This window comes from Pseudonocardia sp. ICBG1293 (assembly GCF_020131355.1).
In the GTDB taxonomy this organism is placed as follows: Bacteria; Actinomycetota; Actinomycetes; order Mycobacteriales; family Pseudonocardiaceae; genus Pseudonocardia.
In genome coordinates, this window is the sequence record NZ_JAHLEL010000038.1 from 373,331 (window position 1) to 389,994 (window position 16,664).

The 16,664-nt window shown below is 73.4% G+C and carries 12 protein-coding genes; 7 read left to right on the top strand and 5 right to left on the bottom strand.

The features are described from left to right. The first annotated feature begins 4 nt into the window (after positions 1 to 4). Positions 5 to 1,459 carry an aldehyde dehydrogenase gene (locus KPF47_RS15555; RefSeq protein WP_224389492.1) on the top strand — a complete coding sequence of 485 codons (1,455 nt, stop codon included), beginning with the start codon at positions 5 to 7 and terminating at the stop codon, positions 1,457 to 1,459. Between the two features lie 67 nt (positions 1,460 to 1,526). Beyond that, on the top strand, positions 1,527 to 3,050 hold the full coding sequence (locus KPF47_RS15560) for a class I adenylate-forming enzyme family protein (RefSeq protein WP_224389493.1): 1,524 nt from the start codon (positions 1,527 to 1,529) through the stop codon (positions 3,048 to 3,050). Positions 3,051 to 3,054: 4 nt separating this feature from the next. On the opposite strand, the gene KPF47_RS15565 is transcribed toward KPF47_RS15560, so the two are convergent. The 3 genes from KPF47_RS15565 to KPF47_RS15575 are packed head-to-tail and all read right to left on the bottom strand — an operon-like array spanning position 3,055 to position 5,508. Continuing rightward, positions 3,055 to 3,972, bottom strand: a complete 918-nt coding sequence (locus KPF47_RS15565; protein ID WP_224389494.1) for a hypothetical protein — start codon at positions 3,970 to 3,972, stop codon at positions 3,055 to 3,057. Next, positions 3,969 to 5,009 carry a phosphotransferase family protein gene (locus KPF47_RS15570; RefSeq protein ID WP_224389495.1) on the bottom strand — a complete coding sequence of 347 codons (1,041 nt, stop codon included), beginning with the start codon at positions 5,007 to 5,009 and terminating at the stop codon, positions 3,969 to 3,971. The genes KPF47_RS15565 and KPF47_RS15570 overlap by 4 nt, the downstream gene beginning before the upstream one ends. A 1-nt stretch (position 5,010) precedes the next feature. Further along, complete coding sequence (locus tag KPF47_RS15575) at positions 5,011 to 5,508, bottom strand: SRPBCC family protein (protein WP_224389496.1); 498 nt, start codon at positions 5,506 to 5,508, stop codon at positions 5,011 to 5,013. A gap of 190 nt (positions 5,509 to 5,698) precedes the next feature. On the opposite strand from KPF47_RS15575, the gene KPF47_RS15580 reads away from it, so the two are divergent. Continuing rightward, on the top strand, positions 5,699 to 6,541 hold the full coding sequence (locus KPF47_RS15580) for an IS5 family transposase (RefSeq protein ID WP_224386276.1): 843 nt from the start codon (positions 5,699 to 5,701) through the stop codon (positions 6,539 to 6,541). Positions 6,542 to 7,400: 859 nt separating this feature from the next. Here KPF47_RS15580 and KPF47_RS15585 read toward each other — a convergent pair. Further along, positions 7,401 to 8,597 (bottom strand): aromatic ring-hydroxylating dioxygenase subunit alpha, encoded by a 1,197-nt coding sequence (locus tag KPF47_RS15585; protein WP_060712967.1) that lies wholly within the window; start codon positions 8,595 to 8,597, stop codon positions 7,401 to 7,403. A gap of 31 nt (positions 8,598 to 8,628) precedes the next feature. Beyond that, positions 8,629 to 10,164 carry a class I adenylate-forming enzyme family protein gene (locus KPF47_RS15590; RefSeq protein ID WP_224389497.1) on the bottom strand — a complete coding sequence of 512 codons (1,536 nt, stop codon included), beginning with the start codon at positions 10,162 to 10,164 and terminating at the stop codon, positions 8,629 to 8,631. A gap of 68 nt (positions 10,165 to 10,232) precedes the next feature. Between KPF47_RS15590 and KPF47_RS15595 the strand changes: the two genes are divergently transcribed. The 4 genes from KPF47_RS15595 (at position 10,233) to KPF47_RS15610 (ending at position 16,590) form a co-directional block, all read left to right on the top strand. Beyond that, positions 10,233 to 10,820 (top strand): TetR/AcrR family transcriptional regulator, encoded by a 588-nt coding sequence (locus KPF47_RS15595; protein WP_224389498.1) that lies wholly within the window; start codon positions 10,233 to 10,235, stop codon positions 10,818 to 10,820. Between the two features lie 247 nt (positions 10,821 to 11,067). After that, positions 11,068 to 12,615, top strand: coding sequence for an aldehyde dehydrogenase family protein (locus KPF47_RS15600; RefSeq protein WP_224389499.1), 1,548 nt, complete (start codon positions 11,068 to 11,070; stop codon positions 12,613 to 12,615). A gap of 97 nt (positions 12,616 to 12,712) precedes the next feature. Beyond that, positions 12,713 to 14,947, top strand: coding sequence for a molybdopterin-dependent oxidoreductase (locus tag KPF47_RS15605; protein WP_224389500.1), 2,235 nt, complete (start codon positions 12,713 to 12,715; stop codon positions 14,945 to 14,947). Then, positions 14,944 to 16,590, top strand: a complete 1,647-nt coding sequence (locus KPF47_RS15610; RefSeq protein ID WP_224389501.1) for a 4Fe-4S binding protein — start codon at positions 14,944 to 14,946, stop codon at positions 16,588 to 16,590. The genes KPF47_RS15605 and KPF47_RS15610 overlap by 4 nt, the downstream gene beginning before the upstream one ends. Positions 16,591 to 16,664: the final 74 nt, after the last annotated feature.

A 16,664-nucleotide genomic window follows, 5' to 3' on the forward strand; every position in this document is an offset into this window, starting at 1 on the left:
CGTCGTGAACGTCCGTGACGAACTGCTGATCGACGGCGAGTGGCGCAAGCCGGCGTCGTCGGTACGGATCCCCGTCGTGTCGCCCTCCACCGACGAGGTGATCGGCGAGGCCCCCGACGCCGACGCCGACGACGTCGACGCCGCCGTGCGCGCGGCCCGCCGCTCGTTCGACGAGGGCGTGTGGCGGCTGCGGCCGGTCGCCGAGCGGGCCGAGGTGCTCGAGCGCGCGCTCGGCCTGATCGAGCCGAAGCTCGACGAGATCGGCAGGCTGGTGACCGCGGAGATGGGGCTCCCCACCGCCTTCGCCGGGATGCAGATCCCCGGCGCACTGGCCGTCGGGAAGTACTTCCTCGACGTGGCACGCGACAGCCCGCTCTCCGAGGTCCGGCAGACCATGTACGGGCCGGCGGCCGTCGTGAAGGAACCGGTCGGCGTCGTCGCCTCGATCGCGCCGTGGAACGGCCCGTTCAACATGGCCGTCTCGAAGATCTGGCCGGCGCTGGTCAGCGGGTGCAGCGTGGTCTACAAGCCCGCGCCCGAGACCCCGCTCGACGCGTACTACATCGCCGAGGCGCTGGTCGAGGCCGGTGTCCCGGCCGGGGTGTTCAACTACGTCACCGGCGACCGCGACGCCGGGCGTGCCCTCGTCGCACACCCGGGTGTGGACAAGGTCAGCTTCACCGGGTCAACGGCGGCCGGTCGCCAGATCGGGCAGGAGTGCGGCGGGAGCTTCAAGCGCCTGCAGCTGGAGCTCGGCGGGAAGTCCGCGGCGATCGTGCTCGACGACGCCGACCTCACCACGACCATGACCGGCCTCGCGACCGGCTCGTTCTTCAACACCGGCCAGGTCTGCGCCGCCTACAGCCGGGTGCTGGTGCCGAGCGGCCGCTACGACGAGGTCGTCGGCGCCCTCGTGGCCACCGCCGAGTCGTTCGTGGTCGGCGACCCCTTCGACCCGGCAACGACCATGGGCCCGCTGGTGTCGAAGCGCCAGCAGGAGCGGGTGCTCGGCTACGTCGAGGCGGGCAAGGCCGAGGGCGCCTCGGTCGCCACCGGCGGCGGGGTGCCGGCCGGGCTGGAGAAGGGCGCCTTCATCCAGCCCACCGTCTTCACCGGCGTCGAGAACGGGATGCGGATCGCGCAGGAGGAGATCTTCGGCCCGGTCGCGTCGGTCATCCGCTACGAGACCGTCGACGAGGCGATCGCGATCGCGAACGACTCCGAGTACGGGCTGCACGGCGCCGTGTTCACCGCCGACCCGCAGCGGGCGGCCGACGTCGCCCGCCGGGTCCGGACCGGCACCTTTAGCGTCAACTCCTTCACCTACAACACCGAGGCGCCGTTCGGCGGGGTGAAGTGCTCGGGCGTCGGCCGGGACACCGGTGCGGAGGCCGTCGAGTCGTACTACGAGCTGAAGACCGTGAACCTCACCGAGGACATGACCCCGCTGTTCTCCTGACACTCCCCGGGGCGCCGGTCCGCCGGCGCCCCGGACCCGTCCGTCCCACCACGCCCTGGAGGATCCCGTGAGCGGCACCGTCGTCGACGCCCTGACCTGGTGGGTGCGCACGGTCCCGGACCATCCCGCCGTCGACCTCGACGGCGACGTCCTGACCTACGCCGACCTCGACGCCTGGGCCGACGGCGTCGCGGCGGTCCTGCGCGGGCACGGCGTGGCGCGGGGCGACCGCGTCGGGATCGTGGGCACCAACAGCCTCGAGTGGTGCGTCGCGGCGGTCGCCGCCTGGAAGACCGGGGCCGTGGTCTGCGGGTTCAACCAGCGCTTCCTCGCCGCCGAGCTCGGGGCACTGGTGTCGCTCTGCGAGCCCGCTGTCGTGTTCGGCGACGCCGCCCACCTGCCGCTGCTGGAGGAGGTGCGGCGCTCCGGTCCGGAGTTCACCGTCCTCGGGCTCGACGACGCCGTCACGGGCGCCCGCGGCGGCGGGCACCAGCCGGCCCCGGCGTTCGGGGCCGAGCCCGACGACCCGACCTCGATCGTCTTCACCAGCGGCACGACGGGCACGCCGAAGGGCGTCGTCTTCACCCACCGCACGATCGCCGGGATCATGCACGAGTGGTCCCTGGGCGAGCAGGTCGGGCCCAACGACCTGCGCGTCCTGCTCGTCCTGCCGATGTTCACCGCGGCGGGCGTCGTGTGGGGGCTCTCCCGGAGCCTCGTGCAGGGCGGGACGATGTACCTGCAGCCGGGCTTCGACCCGCCCCGGGCGCTGGAGGTGCTGCAGGAAGCCCGGATCACCACCTTCACCGGCCCGCCGATCCTCTTCGAGCAGATCTCGCGGGTGCCCGGGTTCGAGCGGGCACGGCTGGACCACCTCACGACCGCGTGGGTCGGCGGTGCCAGGGTCCCGGTGCCGCTGCTCGAGAAGTGGCGCCCGCGCGGGGTCGCGCTCCGCCAGCTCTACGGGCAGACCGAGATCGGCGGCACCGCCACCGCGATGTCGGCGGAGGGAGCGCTGCGGCATCCCGACAAGTGCGGCTGGGGCGGGCCCTTCACCCGCATCCGGGTCGTCGATCCGGACGGCCGGGACTGCGCGGTGGGCGAGGTCGGGGAGATCGTCATGCGCGGGCCCGGCATGTTCCCCGGCTACTGGCGCAACGAGGAGGCGACGAAGCAGGCGCTGCGGGGCGGCTGGCTGCACACCGGCGACCTCGGGACGCTCGACGCCGAGGGCTTGCTCACCTACGTCGACCGGATGGGCGAGATGATCAACTCCGGCGGCCTGAAGATCTCGCCTGCCGAGCTGGAGACGGTGATCGCGCAGGTACCCGGGGTGCTCGAGGTGGCCGTCGTCCCGGTGCCCGACGCGAAGTTCGGCGAGACGTCGGCCGCGGTCGTCCACGTCGACGGGGACCTGGCCCCGGCCGACCTGGTCGCGTTCTGCAACGAGCGCCTCGCCGACTACAAGGTGCCGCGCTACGTGATCACCCACGACGGGCCGCTGCCGAGGATGGCCAGCGGGAAGATCGCCAAGCGCGACCTGCGCGCGGTCTACGCCGACGCGCCCGAGCGCTTCCCGAAGGTCCGCTGAGGGCTCACGACCCGGTGCCGTGCTCGTGGGCGGACAGCCACGCACGGTGCTCGGGTGAGGGTGAGGCGCGCTCTCGGACGGCGAGGTGCCCGCTGCCCAGCCGCCCGCCGCAGCGCCAGGTCCCGTAGGTCTCGGTGGCGAAGTGCCCACCGTCGTGGGTGGACACCCCCGAGAGGTCGGTCTCGCCGGTGAACTCGTAGCCGTGCCCGGAGCCGGTCCACACCTGCAGGTGGGCGGTGAGCGGGGTGTGCCCGTCCTCCGCCGTCACGATCCGGTTCGCGACCCGGACGACGCCGTGCCGCACCCCGCCGTCGACGACGTAGCCGTAGTCCCCGCGGCCGCGCCGGTCGCTGGTCATGGCGTAGACGACGGCGAACAGGTCCTCCCCGAAGGTCAGGTGCCCCCAGCGGTAGGTCGCGGCGAGGTCGCCGTAGTCGCGCGGGCCCCAGGAGTGGTCGTGGAAGGCGAACGCGGTGGCGGTGCCGCCGTCCGGGAACGTCACGGCGACCCGCCCGAAGACCTCGTAGTGACCGGTCCCGGGTGAGCGGTAGTCCGAGATCGTGTTCCCGCGGGGCGCCAGCGGCCCGGTGAACCCGGTGAAGGCCAGCTCCACCTGCGGCAGCCGGGTCGTGTACTCCCGCAGCGGGACGGTCGTCGTCACGTCGAGCGGGCCGGCCCGGAACGCTGCGGGGTCGTAGTCGTCCATCGGGACGTTGAGCGACTGGTAGCGCTCCAGCACCTCGCCGCAACGGGCGATCCAGCTCTGCACACACGCGCGCCCGCGTGCGGGCTGGAAGTCGACGTGGTGGTACCCGCCGGACCGGGTCATCGGGTCGTACCAGGAGGTCAGCCAGGACTCCTGCCAGCCCGGCACGTCGCCGTCGGGGTGGTGCCGGTGGTGGTCCTCGGGGGCGTAGCTCACGCGGGGTCCTCCAGACGCGTGTCGATCCGGTCCAGCAGCCTGCGGACGCTGCGGGGGTCGTCGTCGCCGGGGACCGGCAGCCCGGCGCGGGCGCGGTCGGCGAACGCCCCGGCCCGCAGCAGCGCGAGCTGGAACAGGGCGAACACCTCGTGCCAGCGCAGGTCCACGACCGGCAGGCCGGTGCCGGCCCGCCAGCGGTCGAGCGTCCCGAGCCCGGGCAGGCGTTCGACGCCGGCGTCGGTGCTGTGGTTGCAGTCGAACATCAGCCACCAGGCGAGGTCGACCGTCGGGCCGCCGAGCGAGACCATCTCCCAGTCCAGCACCGCGGTGCACCGGGTCCCGGCGAACAGCATATTGCCCAGCCGGGCGTCGCCCCAGGACAGGCCGGCCGGCGCGTCTGCCGGGACGTGCGCGCGCACCCAGTCGCGGACGCCCGCCAGCGGCCCGAGCGGTGCCCGCTCGCCGACCCAGTCCGCCATCCGCTCCCAGTACCGGACCAGCGGCTCCGGCCCCGGCTCCAGGAAGTCCACGGTGGACACGTCGGCCCGGTGCAGCCGGCACATCTGGTCGAGCGCGTCCTGCCAGAGCGTGCGCCGCGCGTCCGCGGTCAGGTCGTGCAGCGGACCCGCGGTGTTGTAGTTCGGGTAGTCGGGCGGGACGAACCCCGCCACCCGCTCGGTCACCAGGAACGGGGCGCCGAGGACCTCGACGGTGGGGTCGACGCCGTACACGGCCGGCACCGGCACCGCGGTGTGCGCGGCGACCCACCGCAGCGCCGCCGCCTGCCGCTCCGGATCGGGATCGAGGTGGGCGGCCGCCTCGGGGACCGTCAGCCGCACGACGATCCCGCGGGTGCCCCGGGTGGTGCGGCACTCGGCCAGGACCGTCTCGTTCGCGGTGCCCGCCCCCTCGGCCGGGCGGGCCCGCTCGACGGCCAGGACGCCGTCGAGCGCACCGTGCGACCGCAGCCAGTCACCCAGCCGCCGTTGCAGGTCGTCGAGGTCGCGGCCGGTGCGGCGGAGCAGGTCGACGGCCACGTCAGCCGGTCCGTTCCGCGACCCGCCGCAGGCCGGCGAGCGACCGGCCGATGTTGTCGTGCTGGAACTCCGCGAACGTGTGGCCGCTCGTCACGATCCGGTCCACGACGGCGGCGACGGCGTCCGGCCAGGGGCGCTCGTCGGTCCAGGTGAGACGGACCCGGGTGGCGGTGCCGTCCGGGTCGAGCTGGTACCGCCAGGCCGCGTTGCGGATCCGGAGCGTCGGCGACCGCAGGCCCCAGTCGCGGGCGGAGAACCCGAAGCGGCGCCCGGGCTCGACCTCGGTGACGACGCAGCGCGTGGTCCACCGCAGCGGCCCGCGGCGGTTGCTGCCGACGAACGCGTCGCCGACCGCCGGGGTGGAGCCGGCCGGGAGCGTGGCCCCCGTGTTCTCCGGGCTCCACTCCGGGTAGCGGGCCGGGTCGGCGACGAGCCGCCAGAGCGCCTCGGGGGAGGCCTCGACGTGGATCTCGTCGCTGATCGTGCGTGACCGCGGCATGGCCGGTCTCCTCGCGTCGTCGCCGGGGAACGACCGCAGTGTACGAGACAAAGGACGAAGTTCGTCATTTGTCCTTAGAGGTCGCGCGGATTGGTCACAGCTTGGCCGCGGTCGAGTGTCTGGGGGCGAGGGCGGGTACGGGCCTGCCGATCATGAAGTTATCTACGCTTCGTGATCGTCTGGAGGCCGCGTGCCCACCCTGCCATCATGGCTGACCGAGCCGTTGTGGGACCAGTTCACCGCGCTGCTGCCTCATCGAGACGAGTTCGATCCCACCCATCCGCTGGGCTGCCATCGCCGCCGGATCGCGGATCGGATCGTGTTCGACAAGCTCCTGCAGGTACTGCGGTTCGGCTGCTCGTATGAGGGCATCGCTGACAGCACCTGCTCGGCGACCACCATCCGCGATCGTCGTGACGAGTGGATCAGGCTCGGGGTCTTCGCCCAGCTGCGTCGGATCGTCCTGGACGCCTACGACCGCATCGTCGGTCTGCTGCTGCACGACATCGCCGTCGATGGCGCCATCACCAAGGCCCCCGGCGGCGGCGAGGTCGCCGGTCCGTCGCCGGTGGACCGGCGCAAACAGGGTATGAAACGTTCGGTGCTCGTCGAGGGATACGGCATCCCGCTGGGCCGAGTCCTGGCCGGAGCCAACCGGCACGACTCCCCGCTACTGGGCCCCACCCTCGACCGCCTCGATGCTCTCGGCCCGCTGCCCGACGACATCACCGTGCACCTCGACGCCGGCTATGACTCCGGCAAGACCCGCGACACGCTGGCCGAACGAGGCCTGCACGGCGAGATCGCGCACAAGGGTGAGAAAGCGCCGATCCAGGCCACCCGCCGCTGGCACGTCGAGCGGACCAACGCTTGGCACAACAGCTTCAACCGGCTGCAGCGCTGCTACGAACGACGAGAAATCGTCGTCGACGCGTTCTTCGACCTCGCCGACACGATCGTCACACTCCGTAGCTTGATTCGGCAGGCCTGGACCACACACCGCTGGAACGCCCGACCTGCACGACGTCCATGATCACCAACCAATCCGCGCGACCTCTTAGATCGACCGATCCGGAACACCAGATCGCTGCGGTCGTGCTCGAACAGCTGCCGGCGCAGGGCCTCCAGGAGTGGCTCGTCGTCGGCGGCGACTGCCTCGACCGCGCCCGCGCCCGCCGCACGCAGCCGCCCGACGGCAGTGGCGACGACGGAGCCGAGCGCGGCGGACCGCTTGTGTCCGGCGGTCCCGGGGGCGGCGGTGACGGCGGTGATCTCCGCGGGCCCGTCCCCGCCGGCGTGGCGCACCGTCGCCGTCCCCGCGGCGACATCGATCCGGACCGCGTCCCCGTCGGCCCTGCCCCCGTCGGGTGCCGTCGTGGCCTCGGCGTCTGCCGGGGTGGGCTCGTCGGGCGGGAGCACCAGGTGGTGCCGGATCGCTGCGGTGGTGACGCCGGACCGGCGCGCCAGCCGTTCGGCCGCCGGATGGCTGCCGTGCGCGACCGCGTGCAGCGTGTGCAGGCCGGTGCCGGCCCACCCGCCCTCGCGCCCGGCGCGGGTCCCGAGCTCCTCACCGACCGCGGTCGCGACGCCGATCGCCCGCCGGCGCGGGTCGACGACCAGGTCGGCGGCCCCGGTGCCGTCCCCGAGGTCCCGGATCGTCAGCACCCCGGCGAGCACGTAGGCGTCGTCGTGGTCGACGTCGTGCCGGTGCAGGCAGGTGTCGATCTCGATCACGGTGGTGGCGCCGGACGATCCACCGCGGTCCGGCCGGGGCGGCCCGAAGCCCATCTCGGCGTCGTACCGGGCGGCCCGGTCGAGCAGGTCCCGGGCCGCGGCGGACGGCGCCGTCGTCCGCCGCAGCCGGACCAGGTCCGCTCCGAGTGCGCTCGTGGTCATCCCGCGTCCGGCTCGGTGCGGACCAGCCGGTCGAGCTCCCGGCGGAACAGGTGGTTCCCCAGCTCGTTGCGGCCCAGCAGCATCGTCCCGGCGTCCTGGCTGCGCATCGCGGCCTGCGATCCCTCCAGGATGGGGAAGTCCTCGTCGTGGATGATCGAGATCATGATCTTCCAGTTCTTCGCCCAGAGGGTGTCCCACTTCTCCTGATCCATCCCGAGCGCCTCGGTGGTGGGAGCCATGATCCGCATCTCCATCACCGAGTTCTCCGGGTCGGCGCCGTAGGGCCGGAACGTCAGCAGCTCGACGTGCGTGGCGTGCTTGAGCAGCATGCTGTTCGGCGCCATGAAGCAGCTCTCGATCGTGTGCCTGCCGATGTCGGCGCCGGCCGGGTCCTCGTCGCCGATGAAGCGGTCGATGCTCTTGCGCGCGGCGAGGAACCAGAAGTGCCTGCCGAAGTCCTCCAGCGCCAGCTTGTTGGTGTGCAGGACCTTCCCGGCGGTGTTCGGGTGGGCGTACTTGACGTGGTAGTTGTCGAGGAAGCCGTCCTGCATGATCTTCCAGTTGGTCGGCCGGTCGAAGGTCTGCGGCGTGACGCTGACCAGGTCCTCGATCTTGTAGCCGGCCAGGATCGCGTCCATCTCGGGCCCGAGCCAGCTCTCGACGTCGATCTCGCGCTTCGCGTTGTCGATCATCCAGAGGAAGCCGTGGCGCTCCTGCACGGGCAGTTCGACCAGGCCGTGCTTCGAGCGGTCGAAGTCGCCGAAGGTGTCGTCGAGGGTCACCGTGCGCAGCTCGCCGCTGGGGTCGTAGGACCAGCGGTGGTACGGGCAGGAGAAGAGCCGGCAGCGGCCGGACTCCTCCTCGACCAGCTGCGCGCCGCGGTGGCGGCAGGCGTTGACGAAGGCCTTCACGCCGCCGTCGCGCTGGCGGATGACGATCGCGTTGTTGCGCGGCAGCCTGCGGGTGAGGAACTCGTTCGGCTTCGCGATCTCGGAGCCGTGCCCGACGATGAAGGGCACCTCGCCGAACACCCGGTCGCGCTCGAGCGCGGCGAGCTCGGTGTCCCGGTACTCCACCGCCTCGGACGGCGCGATCTCGCCGAACTCGTCGGTCGTCTCCTTCTCGACGTGCCGGAGCATGGTGCGGAACGCGCGGTCCCGGCGGTCGGTGGCACTGGTCTCGTCGACGGTCATGTCGGTCCTCCTCGTCGTCGTCCGGGTCGGTTCAGGCGGGCAGCGGCTTGCGGCCGTGCCGCCGGTGTGTGTCCGGGATGTCTGTGTGCCGGGTGCGGATCGCCGCCTTGTCGATCTTCATGCTCGGGGTCCGCGGCAGCGGGTCGTCGACGAGGACGACGTAGCGGGGCATCTTGTAGGAGGCGAGACGGGCCCGGCAGTGCTCCAGCACGGCCTCCTCGGTGACCGGTCCGGCGGTCCGCAGGAGGAGCGCGGGCGTCTCGCCGAACTCGTCGTCGGCGACGCCGATGACGGCGACCTCGACGACGCCCGGCAGGGTGAGCGCCGCGCGCTCGACCTCGGCCGCGTAGACGTTCATGCCGCCGCTGATGATCATGTCCTTCAGTCGACCGACGATCCGCAGCGCACCGTGGTCGTCGACGACGCCGACGTCACCGGTCCGCAGCCAGCCGTCGCCGAACGTCTCGGTGGTGCGCGCCTCGTCGTCCCAGTACCCGGCGGCGACCCCCGGCCCGGAGATCCGGATCTCGCCGGGCTCGCCCGCCGGCAGCGGCGCACCGTTCGGGTCGGTGACGGCGACCCGCGTGAGGATGCCGCCCTCGCCGACGGACTCGGGGCTGCGGACCGCCATCTCCACGGTGGGGAAGGTGACGTTCGACAGCGACTTGGTGAGGCCATAGGCCTGGCGCAGCCCGACTCCCTTGGCCGACCACGCCCCGATCAGCTCGGTGGTGACGGGGTTGCCGCCGGTGAAGGCGACGGTCAGCGACGACAGGTCGGCGTCGGCGAACTCGGGCAGGCGCGCCATCTGCTCGTAGAAGATCGTGGTGGCGGCGAAGGTCGTGATGCGCTCGTCGCGGATCAGCCGCAGCGCGGTGCCGGCGTCCCAGCGGGGGAGCAGCACGACGCTGCCGCCGAGTACCAGCGGGCCCAGGAAGCCGTTGAGCAGGCCCGCCGCGAACGAGAACGCGCTGACGTTGAGGGCCCGCCCGCGGAGCAGCTCCGGGGCCTGCAGGGTCCACTCGAAGAACGCGCCCAGCAGGGACTCGTGGGTGTAGACGACGCCCTTCGGGTGTCCCGTCGATCCGGAGGTCGGGATGATCGAGACCGGCCGGGACGGGTCGCGGGGCAGGTCCGGGAGCTCGGCAGCCGAGGCGGCCGAGCCGCCCGTGCCGATCTCGCCGAGCGTGCGGACCGTGGGGGCGCCCGCGCCGATCCCGTCCAGCACCGGCCGGTGACCCTCGTCGGCGAGCACCAGGACCGGGTCGATCCGCGCGAACACCTCGGAGAGCTCGAACGCCCCGAGCCGCTCGTTGAGCGGGCAGAGCACGGCGCCGGCGCGGAGCACGCCGAGCGCGGCGACGGCCCAGTCCACCGAGAGCGGCCCCAGGACGCCGACCCGGTCACCGGGGCGGACACCGGCGTCGACCAGGGTGCGGGCGGCCGCGTCCTGCGCCTCGACGAGCGAGCTCCAGGACAGGGCGCGGTCGGGGTCCTGCAGGGCGGGCGCCTCCGGGCGGCGCCTCGACCAGGCGTACAGGGCGTCGAGAACGGTGGTGTTGCGCATCGTCGGGCGTCCTCCGTCGTGGTGGGTGGGGTGGTCGTACGCTCGGCTCAGCGAGCGAGAGGGTGGGGATGGGGCGCAGGCCACTCATCACGCGGGACGGTGCAGCGCGCGCCGCGCTGGAGATCGTCGACGAGGGCGGGCCGGCGGCGTTGAGCCTGGAGCGGCTCGCCGCGGCCCTGAGCGTTCGCGCGCCCTCGCTCTACAACCACTTCGCGGACAAGGCCGAGATCCTCGCCGAGGTCGCGCGGATCATCGTGCTCGACACCCCGCGCGTCCCGGACCCCGAGCCGGGCCGGTGGCAGGAGTGGCTGGTCGAGGAGACGACGCTGTTCCGCCGGTCGCTGCTGCAGCACCCGCGCGCCGTCCCGCTCGTGGTGGAGCACCTCCCGCAGCCGCTGCTCGTACGGCTCTACCAGCAGTACTCGCGTCTGCTGGCGGCTCACGGCGTCCCGGAGCGGATGCATCTGTTCCTCCTCGAGGCGGCACACCGGATGGCGATCGGGTCGGCGATCAGCACGGCGAACGGCCGGGCCGCCCTGCAGAGCCTCGACCCCGGTACCGGGGACGGGCCGCCGGTCGCACCGGACGACGAGGACGAGCGACGGTTCGTCGAGATGGTCCGCACCTTCCTGCGCGGGGTCGACCGGGAGATCTGAGGTCTCCCGGTCCCACCAGCGGCGGCCTTGTTCGTCCCGAATAAGCTAACAGCTTTAGTAAATGCTGGTCAAGGAAGCACAGCAGGGGCCGGAATGCGCCGGTCGCCGGCGGCACGGCCGGTCCGGGCACGGCGTGCCGGTGGTGTTTCGTTACATATGACGGATAGTGTCCGGTGATCGGCACCACGGCTCGACGCCGCCCGCCCGGGCCGTCGGCCGGTCCGGAGTCCAGCACTCGAGGAGACACATGAGCACCACGACCGAGCAGGACCGCACGGCGTCCGGCGACCGCGCCGAGCGCGAGGTGCGCTGTCCGGCGGACGGACGCGTCGTCGGGTCGGTCCCGCGGCAGGGGGCGGCCGACGTCGCGGCGGCGGCGCGCGACCTGCGGGCGGCGCAGCCCGCGTGGGAGGCGCTGGGGCCGAAGGAGCGCAGCAGGCACCTCCGCCGGTGGCTGGACTGGCTGCTCGACAACGAGCAGCGGGTCATCGGCCTGGTCCAGGCGGAGACCGGCAAGTCGTGGTCGGACTCCGCGGTCGAGATGCAGGTGGCGCTCGACGTCATCAACTACTTCACGGCCAACGCGGAGAAGTTCCTCGCCGACCGCAAGGTCGCGTCGGCGGGCCTGCCCAACAAGGCCCGGAAGCTGCGGGTCCAGGTCCGCCCGTACCAGCTGGTCGGCCTGATCACGCCGTGGAACGGCCCGCTGGCCGGTCCGATGATGGACGTCGTGGGCGCCCTGGTGGCCGGTGCCGCCGTGCTGAGCAAGCCGTCCGAGGTGACCCCGCTGACCTGGGCCGCCGCCGTCGAGGGATGGAACGAGATCGGCGCCCCGCCGGTGCTCGCCTGTCTGACCGGTGACGGCGGGGCGGGTGCCGCGGTCGTCGAGGAGGTGGACATGGTCATGTTCACCGGCTCCGTCCGGACCGGGCGGACGATCGCCGCACGCGCCGGCGAGCGGCTCATCCCGTGCAGCCTCGAGCTGGGCGGCAAGGACGCGATGATCGTCCTGGCGGACGCCGACGTCGAGCGGGCCGCGGGCGGTGCCGTCTGGGGCGCGATGATGAACGGCGGCCAGGCCTGCATCTCGGTCGAGCGGGTCTACGTCGAGGCCCCCGTGTACGACGAGTTCGTCGCGAAGGTCGTCGAGAAGATGCGTGCCGTCCGCCAGGGCATGGACGCCCCGGGTGCCTACGCCACCGAGATCGGCGCGATGGTCACCCCCGCCCAGCTGGAGATCGTCGAGCGGCACGTCGCCGACGCCGAGGCCAAGGGTGCGCGGGTCCTCGTCGGGGGGAAGCGGGGCTCCCAGGGCGAGGCGTACTTCGAGCCCACCGTGCTCGTCGACGTCGACCACTCGATGGCCTGCATGCGCGAGGAGACCTTCGGGCCGACCCTGCCGATCATGAAGGTCGCCGACGAGCACGAGGCGCTGCGGCTCGCGAACGACTCCGACTTCGGCCTGTCGTCCAGCCTCTGGACCCGCGACCGGCGCAAGGCCGACCGGCTGTCCCGGATGATCGAGGCGGGCTCGGTCTCGATCAACAACGCGCTCGTCGCCGTGTTCCAGCTCCCGGTGCCGATGGGCGGCTGGAAGCAGTCGGGCCTCGGGACCCGGTTCGGCGGGGCGAACGGCGTGCTGAAGTACTGCCGCCAGCAGTCGATCGTGTCGGAGCGGATGGCGCTGAAGGCGGAGCCGAACTGGTACCCGATCGTCCCCTCGCGCAGCGAGTTCATGGCGAAGGTCGTGCGGTTCCTGGGCGCCCACGACTGGAAGCGCCGGCTGGGCCGCTGACGTCCCCCCGCCGGGCGGTCCTGCGGCCGTCCGGCGGGTCCGGTGCGACGAGATCGGTGTGGGCGGACGACCCGGTCGGCGATACACTGGACACATCATGTCTCGTGTTGAACGGCACCGGATCTGCCCGCTCTGCGAGGCGACCTGCGGCCTGCTGATGGAGTTCGACGGCCGGGTCGCACGGTCGGTCCGCCCGAACCCCGACGACCGGTTCAGCCGCGGGCACGCCTGCGCGAAGGGGCTCGGGCTGGCCGACCTGGACAACGACCCCGACCGGCTCTCGGTCCCGCTCGTCCGGCGCGACGGGGAGCTGCGCGAGGCGACCTGGGCGGAGGCGTTCGCCGAGATCGGGCGCCGGCTGCCGCCGCTGGTGGCCGGCGACCCGCAGTCGGTCGCCGTCTACACCGGCAACCCCGCGGCCCACCACCTCGACCACACGCTCTACCTGCCCGCCCTGCTCGGGGCGATCGGCTCCCGCAACCTCTACTCGCCGGCGAGCATGGACACCTGGCCGAAGAACCTGGTGACCGCGCTGCTCTACGGCACCGGGATCGGGATGTCGCTGCCGGACATCGACCGGACGGACTTCCTCCTGCTGCTCGGGAGCAACCCGCTCGTCTCCAACGGCAGCACCGTCTGCGCCCCCGGGTTCGGCACGCGGCTGGACGCGCTGCGGGACCGGGGCGGCACCCTGGTCGTGGTCGACCCGGCCCGCACCCGGACCGCCGAGGTCTCCGACGAGCACCTCGCCGTCCGTCCCGGGACGGACGCCCACCTGCTCATGGCGATGCTCGCGGTGATCGACGCCGAGGGGCTCGTCGACACCGGGGCGGCCGGCACGCTCGTCGACGGCCTCGGCACCGTGCTCGACGCCGCCCGGCCCTTCACCCCGGAACGCGTGGCGGACGTCTGCGGGGTGGAGGCCGCGACGAACCGCGACGTCGCGATCCGCTTCGCGACCGCCCGCTCCGCCGTCGTCCACTCCCGGATCGGCACCTGCACCCAGGAGTTCGGGACGCTGGCGAACTGGCTGGTCGAGGTGCTCAACATCGCCACCGGCCGGCTCGACGTCCCCGGCGGTGCGATGTTCGCGACGCCGCCCGGCGGGGGACCGACCACCTGGCCCGGCAGCATGAAGCAGCCACCGTTCGGCCGCTGGCACTCGCGCGTGCGCGGGATGCCGGAGATGCTCGGCGAGCTGTCCGTCGCCTGCCTCGCCGAGGAGATCCTCACCCCCGGCCCCGGGCAGGTGCAGGCGCTGGTCACGATCGCCGGCAACCCGGCGCGTTCCATCCCGGGCAGCGCCGCGATGGAACGCGCGCTGCGCGAGGTCGGCTTCCTGCTCTGCCTCGACACCTACCTGAACGAGACGACCCGGCACGCCGACGTCGTGCTCCCCGCCCCCGGCCTGTTCGGGCACGGGCACATCGACCTCACGCTCAACCACTTCCAGATCCGCGACGTGGCCCGCTACAGCCCGCCCGCCGTCACCCCCGCGCCCGGCGCGATGCCGGAGTGGCACCAGGTGCTGCGGATCGCCGCGATCGTCCGCGGCACCCCGGATCTGCCGATCGAGGTGATGGACGACGAGGTCGCCGACCAGTCGGCCCGCCGGGCGGCCCGGCTCTGCGGGACCGGCCATGACGAGGTGCTCGCGGCCGTCGCCCCGCGGACGGGGCCCGAGCGCCTGGTCGACATGCGGGTGCGCAGCGGGCCCTTCGGCGACCGGTTCGGCGCCGAGCCCGGGGGCCTGACGCTGGAGCTGCTCGAGCGGACCCCCGACGGCGTCGACCTCGGCCCGCTGGAGCCGCGGCTGCCCGGGGTGCTGCGTACCCCGGACGGCCGGATCGACGTCGCCCCGGCGCTGCTGACCGCCGACGTCCCGCGGCTGCGGGCGAGCATCGAGCACGGGCGCGCCACCGACCTGCGGCTGATCAACCGGCGCCAGCACCGCGGGATGAACTCCTGGCTGCACAACGCGCTGCCCTACCGGGACGACGGCGCGGGCGGCCTGATGATGCACCCCGACGACGCCGGGCGGCTGGACCTGGTGGACGGCGAGCTGGTCCGGATCAGCGCAGGTCCCGGCGACGTCGTCGCCGAGCTGCGGGTGAGCGCCGCGATCCGGCAGGGGGTGGTGAGCCTGCCGCACGGGTGGGGGCACACCGGGGCCGGACTGCGGATGCACCGGGCCGAGGCGGCGCCGGGGGCCAACGTCAACCGGCTCGTCGACGACCGGGTGCTCGAACCGCTCACCGGGACCCCGATCTTCAACGGCCTGCGCGTCACCGTGACGCCGGCCGACGTCCCGGTGCCGGAGGGAGCCCGATGACGCACGTGATCACCCGGACCTGCTGCAACGACGCGGCGTGCGTCGACGTCTGCCCGGTCGACTGCATCCACCCCCGCCCGGGCGACCCGGGGTTCAGCACGGCGGAGAGCCTCTACATCGATCCGGCCACCTGCATCGACTGCGGGGCCTGCGCGGACGTGTGCCCGGTCGGCGCGATCGTCGGCGACCACGCGCTCGACGTCGAGGGCCGCACGAGCCTGCACCTCGCCGAGACCTACCTCGCCGCGTTCCCCCCGGCGCCCGACCGCGCCCGGCGGCCCGCCCCGCCGCCGCGGCACACTGCCGGGCCGCTGCGGGTCGCCGTGGTCGGGACCGGCCCGTCCGCCTACTACGCGGCTCAGGAGCTGCTGGAACGGACCGGTGGCGACGTGTCGCTGACGCTGTTCGACCGGCTCCCGGTCCCGGGCGGGCTGGTCCGCTTCGGCGTGGCACCCGACCACGGCGCGACGAAGGGCTTCGGCGCCGGGCTGGAGCGGCTGCTGCGCCGCCCGCAGGTCCGGCTGCACCTCGACGTCGAGATCGGCGAGCACCTGACGACCGGCGAGCTGCTCGCCGGGCACCACGCCGTGGTGTACGCGGTCGGTGCCTCCGGCGAGCGCCGGCTCGGCGTACCGGGGGAGGACCTGGCCGGCAGCCTGCCCGCCCGCGACCTCGTCGCCTGGTACAACGGCCATCCCGACCACGCCGGGCGGGACGTCCCGCTGGACACCGGGCGGGCCGTGGTGATCGGCAACGGGAACGTCGCGCTCGACGTCGCCCGGGTCCTGGTCTCCGGCCGGGCCGCGCTCGCCGCCACCGACATCGCGCCGCACGCGCTGGACGCGCTGCGGGGCAGCGCGATCCGGGAGGTGCACGTGGTGGGCCGCCGCGACGCGTCGCACGGCGCGTTCAGCACCCCGGAGCTGCTCGCACTGGACCGGATCGACGGGGTCCAGGTGCTCGTCGAGGAGGGGGAGGCGGTCACCGGCCCGGTGGACGGGTACGCCGCCGGGCTCAAGGCCGAGGCGGTCGCCCGGTACGCGGGGCGCACGCCGGACCCGGAGCGGCGGCGGATCGTGCTGCGCTTCGGCCGCACCCCGCAGGAGATCGTCGACGACGGAGCCGGAGCGGTGGCCGGGGTCCGGTTCGGCACCCCGGACGGCGGGACCGAGCTGCTGGACTGCGGGCTGGTGCTCCGGGCGGTCGGGTACCGCGGGACGCCGCTGCGCGGGCTGCCGTTCGACGACGGGCGCGCGGCCGTCCCGCACGGTGCGGGCCGCGTGCTGCAGGAGCCCGGCGGGGCGCCGCTGACCGGCCACTACGTGACGGGATGGATCAAGCGCGGCCCCTCCGGCGTCATCGGGACCAACCGTGGGTGCGCGGCCGAGACCGTCGCCGCCCTGCTGGAGGACCACGTGGCCGGCCGGCTCACGGACCCGGGGCCCGGCGCCGAGGCGGACCTCGACCGGCTCCTCGCCGAGCGCAGGCCCGGACACGTCGGCCTGGCCGGCTGGCGGGCGATCGACCGGGCCGAGCGGCTCGGCGGGCGCGCCCCGCCGCAAGATCGTCACCCTGGAGGCCCTGCGCACCACTGCCGCGCAGACACCCCCGTCCCCCTGACCACCCACCGGCGGCGCACCTAGGCTCCTGGCTCCGCGGCAGACGCTCATGGAGTGCGGCGACGCTCGCGCGATCGGGCGAGCGTCCTCCAGTCCCG

Excerpts from the sequence above, each read along its gene's own strand:
- KPF47_RS15590 (WP_224389497.1), bottom strand. The coding sequence starts at position 10,164 with ATGCGCAACACCACCGTTCTCGACGCCCTGTACGCCTGGTCGAGGCGC.
- KPF47_RS15585 (WP_060712967.1), bottom strand. The coding sequence starts at position 8,597 with ATGACCGTCGACGAGACCAGTGCCACCGACCGCCGGGACCGCGCGTTC.
- KPF47_RS15575 (WP_224389496.1), bottom strand. The coding sequence starts at position 5,508 with ATGCCGCGGTCACGCACGATCAGCGACGAGATCCACGTCGAGGCCTCC.
- KPF47_RS15595 (WP_224389498.1), top strand. The coding sequence starts at position 10,233 with ATGGGGCGCAGGCCACTCATCACGCGGGACGGTGCAGCGCGCGCCGCG.
- KPF47_RS15610 (WP_224389501.1), top strand. The coding sequence starts at position 14,944 with ATGACGCACGTGATCACCCGGACCTGCTGCAACGACGCGGCGTGCGTC.
- KPF47_RS15600 (WP_224389499.1), top strand. The coding sequence starts at position 11,068 with ATGAGCACCACGACCGAGCAGGACCGCACGGCGTCCGGCGACCGCGCC.
- KPF47_RS15605 (WP_224389500.1), top strand. The coding sequence starts at position 12,713 with ATGTCTCGTGTTGAACGGCACCGGATCTGCCCGCTCTGCGAGGCGACC.